This is a genomic window from Mycobacterium sp. (genome assembly GCF_035603715.1).
Classification (GTDB): domain Bacteria; phylum Actinomycetota; class Actinomycetes; order Mycobacteriales; family Mycobacteriaceae; genus Mycobacterium.
In genome coordinates, this window is record NZ_DATNJW010000700.1 from 1 (window position 1) to 4518 (window position 4518).

4 protein-coding genes and 1 pseudogene are annotated in these 4518 nt (G+C 62.9%); 4 read left to right on the forward strand and 1 reads right to left on the reverse strand.

The genetic code is table 11. The annotated features are described in order from the left end of the window. A pseudogene (locus VN856_RS28135) lies at positions 1-604 on the reverse strand (hypothetical protein); the annotation flags it as partial. A gap of 312 nt (positions 605-916) precedes the next feature. On the opposite strand from VN856_RS28135, the gene VN856_RS28140 reads away from it, so the two are divergent. From VN856_RS28140 to VN856_RS28155, 4 genes are all read left to right on the forward strand, one after another. Then, complete coding sequence (locus VN856_RS28140; protein ID WP_325695404.1) at positions 917-2071, forward strand: glutathione-independent formaldehyde dehydrogenase; 1155 nt, start codon at positions 917-919, stop codon at positions 2069-2071. 61 nt (positions 2072-2132) lie between these two features. After that, a complete protein-coding gene (locus VN856_RS28145; protein WP_325695405.1) occupies positions 2133-2546 on the forward strand; it encodes a heme-binding protein in 414 nt (137 codons plus the stop codon). Positions 2547-2747: 201 nt separating this feature from the next. Continuing rightward, positions 2748-3848, forward strand: a complete 1101-nt coding sequence (locus tag VN856_RS28150) for a hypothetical protein (RefSeq protein ID WP_325695407.1) — start codon at positions 2748-2750, stop codon at positions 3846-3848. A gap of 126 nt (positions 3849-3974) precedes the next feature. Next, the coding region (locus tag VN856_RS28155; RefSeq protein WP_325695409.1) for a low temperature requirement protein A at positions 3975-4518 on the forward strand (544 nt) is incomplete at its 3' end.

Below are 4518 nucleotides of genomic sequence, written 5' to 3' on the forward strand. Positions count from 1 at the left end.
CGTCCTCGACGCCGACTGCCAGCGAGGTGAGTTCATGCAGCTTAGTGGCGATCCCCGCTTCACCGGCTCCAGCGGCCGACAGGGCGATAAGCGCCTCGTGTATCCGCTCGTGTCGCTCAAGGTCGCTCACCACCCGAGCCAGGTGTTCGATCGTTTCGTCACGCTCCTCGATCACGTGCCGGAGTCTGAGCTGCTGATCGCGCTCTCGTTCGATGAGAGCCGCAGCGGTCATCGCGGCGGCGGTCTGCTGCGCGAGCGCTTTGAGCAAAAAGATCTCGTCGGGTGATAGCGCAGTCGCGGCGCGGACCACCAGCACTCCGGTAATGCCTCTCAATGCGCGCAGAGTCAGTGCGTAGCGCCAAATTCCGTCGGGCAACGCAATTTCCCGATCGACATCGAGGTTTTGCGCGACGGCTGTATCGAGCTCGTTCGCCAATGGCCGCCCGGGCTCGCGGCTGTCCGTCAGCGAGCCGGCGATCAGCCGGTAGGCGGCGTCGGCAGTGGATCGGGTCAGCGAGGACGCCGAGTCGGCAGCCAGCTCGAGAATGTCGTTAGGGTCGCGGCCATCGAACATCAGCGATGAGAGGACCAGAAGGGCGTACATGTTAGACAGCTGGGCCTTGCCCGTGCTGTCCATCGCTGAAAAGCCGGCGCCGTCAGCGCCAGTCGACTTCGTGTCACTCCCTCGTTCGTCACCACGGGTCGCTGATGACTGCTGACCCATGGCCACCCAGGTACCGCCAACCGTACGCCGGTCAGGGACCACTTGCAGGCTTGCCTAGCGTCCCGCGGGGGCTAATGAGGCACCGCGAACTCGACCTGGCAGGACGATGATGTCAGAACTGCGCTCTGGGAGCCTGGGCGCTGGATGTTGCGTAATAGTCCCCGCATTCGGTCAACAAGATTGGGAGAGGTCATGAAAGCTGTTGTTTACGAAGGGCCCAGGCAGGTCCGCGTCGAGAACGTTGCGGACCCGGTCATCGTAGAACCCACCGATGTGCTCGTCAGGATCACCACCACGAACATTTGCGGATCCGACCTGCACATGTACGAGGGCCGGACCGCGATGGACTCTGGCAGGGTCCTCGGTCACGAGAACCTCGGCGAAGTCGTCGATGTAGGAGCCGCCGTGACCTCGGTGGAGGTAGGTGACCGGGTCTGCCTGCCGTTCAATATCAGTTGCGGCTTTTGTCGCAATTGCGAGAAAGGGCTGACGGCTTTCTGTCTGACCACCAATCCCGACCCGGAGATGGTCGGGGCGGCCTACGGGTTCGCGGGTATGGGCCCGTACAACGGCGGCCAAGCCGAGTATCTGCGGGTACCGTTCGGCGACTCGAATTGCCTGAAGCTGCCCGACGACGCGCAGGAAAAGGAAAACGACTACGTCATGCTGTCGGACATCTTCCCGACAGGCTGGCACTGCACCGAACTTGCCGGGCTGGAGCCCGGCGACGCGATCGTGGTTTATGGCGCGGGCCCGGTCGGGTTGATGGCGGCCCATGCAGCGATGATCAAGGGCGCGGCCAAGGTGATGATCGTCGATCGTCATCCCGACCGGCTCAAGCTGGCCGAACAAATCGGCGTCATCGCGATCGACGATTCAAAGGGATCCGCTGTCGAGCAGATCCTCGAACAAACCAAAGGCGCTGGCGCCGACTGTGGTTGCGACTGTATCGGTTATCAGGCACATGACCCCCAGGGCCATGAGGATCCCTCGATGGTACTGAACGATCTCGTGCGGGCAGTGAAGTTCACCGGCGGAATCGGCGTGGTGGGTTTGTATCTGCCGCAGGATCCAGGCGCGCCGGACGCAGAACGAAAAGCGGGCAAGATCACTTTCGAAATGGGCGAATTCTGGCTTAAAGGCCAACGGATGGGAACTGGTCAGGCCAACGTCAAGCACTACAACCGTCAGTTGCGTGATCTGATCCACGAAGGCAAGGCCAACCCATCATGGATCATCTCTCACGAACTTCCGTTGTCGGAGGCCCCGAGCGCCTACGAGCACTTCGACGCCCGCGACGACGGTTGGACCAAGGTGGTGCTCAAGCCACAGCTCGTGTCGATGTGAAAGGACGCAGTCCGATGTTGAACACGTTCCAGGACAAGCTCATTGACGAATCGGGTGCGAAATGCCACTGAATCACGCCTCGGTTTCTCTCGATGACGCACAGCGAGTGGTTGCCGCGGGCATGGCTAAAGCCGACGAGATCTCTTCCCCGTCGAATATCGCGGTCGTCGACGTCGGCGGCAACCTGGTGACGCACATTCGGATGGACGGCGCCTGGATCGGCAGCGTCGACATCTCCATAAACAAAGCCTTCACCGCCCGTGCATTCGACATCTCGACCGAGGAGCTGGCGGCCGATGCCGGTCCGGGCGGGCAGTTCTATGGCATCCACGCCTCCAACGGGGGCAGGGTCATGATTTTCGCGGGAGGAATCCCGCTACAGCGTGCCGGCCACATAGTAGGCGCCGTCGGCGTCAGCGGCGGGAGCGGCAAACAGGACCAGACTGTCGCCGAAGCCGCTGCCGCTGCCCTTTGACAATGCATCTGCACACCGCGGAGTCAGCCAATACTCAACGTAGACATACGTGCCCGATGTCAAGAGCCATCTGGGAGGACGCTTGAAGCGCCTAGTCCCGCAGCGAATATGAGAAGCATCTTTACTGCTAGCAAGCCGTTCGGTTGGCCCCGGAATCTCGGTTGCGGCAGCGGCAGCCAACTGCGCGTAGTATGCGGCGGCGTGTTTGCCAAGGGTCGCGCACAGCCAAAGCTGGAAGCTTCGGTTGGTTGCCCAACCGTGCTGCTGATCGCCGATCCGGGTTTTGCGGCCGAGCTCGCCGAACAAATTGCCGACTCGCTGCCAAATGAATTAGCGGATCGGGTGGACCCGCCCTTGCGGTGCAACATCTCGGTGCGCGTTGAGCCGTACCTGCCGGACGAACAGGCCCCATTCCCACAGGTCATCGAATCGGTCGATCCCTCACGTCATGACGCCGACATCGTCATCTATCTGACGGATCTGCCCCGTCGTGACGATACCCTGCCCGTCATCGCCGACATCAGCACCAAGCACCGGTTCGCGCTCATATCCGTTCCGGGGCTCGGCGCATCGTTCGTGCCGCGCCAGCTGCGCGAAGTGGTGGCATTGGTGATTGGCGAAATGATCGGGGTGCCCGGCTTGGCGATGGGGCGCGCCGGGCGGCTCCCTTATGCGCGAACCGACGGGGGGATCCGCTACTTTGCGCCCAGGGGTCTGCGACGACTGCGCCTGCTAGTTGGCATGGTGCGTGCAAATCGCCCTTGGCGCTTGGTAACTGGGCTGTCACGCGTCGTGGTGGGTGCGTTCGCCAGCGGCGCGCTCGGGCTGGCCACCAAGGAGGTTTGGTTATTCTCTGACACGATGGGCCCCTGGCGCATGGGCATGGCGACGATCCTGTCGATTACGGCGATGGTGGCGTGGCTGATCCTGGATCACAAGCTCTGGGAACGGCCGAAGTCGGTCACCGAGCGCGGCCGATCGGTGCTGTACAACACCGCGACTTTGGTGACGCTGACGATCGGCGTCACTGTGCTGCATGTGGCCCTGTTCGCCCTGCTGCTGGGCGCCGCAGTCGTCATCCTTTCGCCTGAACTGTTCGCCAGTACCGTCGGCCATCCGGTCGGCATCGCCGACTACCTGACGTTGGCGTGGCTGCTGGGGTCGATCTCCACCGTTGGCGGCGCGCTCGGGTCTGGACTCGAAGACGACCGCGCCGTCCGGGCGGCGGCCTACGGCGTCAGGCAGCGTGAACGCTTCACCGAATCCGAGACAGCGGTTCCTCCGGGCGCTAATCGAGCTTAGGGGAGTCTTAGCCGAGGAACGATTGAGGCGTGAGGTTGTGCACCTGCTACTAACCCGAACACGTGACCGATCGGCGACTGGCGGATCCTTCGGATTGACCCGGGTTTCTCCGGTTACTCGTATGCCATGAACGACGACGAGAATTCGAATGAGCACACGGGCCCACGCTCTGAGGGCAACCTCGAACTGTTCTTCGATCTGGTGTTCACCTTCGCAATGTCACAGGTCACTCAACTCATGCTTCACGATCTGTCGCCGACGGGCTTCGGCCGGGCGGCGCTGGCGCTCCTCGCGGTGTGGTGGGCCTGGGTGGGCTACACGTGGCTCATCAACACGTTCGACACGGCCAACGTGTGGCACCAAGCAGTAGTTATCGCTGCGATGGCCGCAATGCTCGTCGCCGCAGCGGCGCTTCCCGCCGCGTTCGCGTCGGGCGCGCTCGTCTTCGCGATCGCCCTGCTGGTGGTTCGGTTGATCCACGTGCTGAAGTTCGTCGCCCTTTCCTCGCACGACGACCCCGAGTTGCGGCACGGCACCCTGCGACTAGCACCGGCGTTCGTCGCCGCCCCCGCTTGTATCGTGGCCGCCGCCTTCGTTCACACGCCCATCCGCGAATTGCTGTGGGTTGCCGCAGCGGTGATCGACTACGGCGCACCGGCCGTGCTGGGCC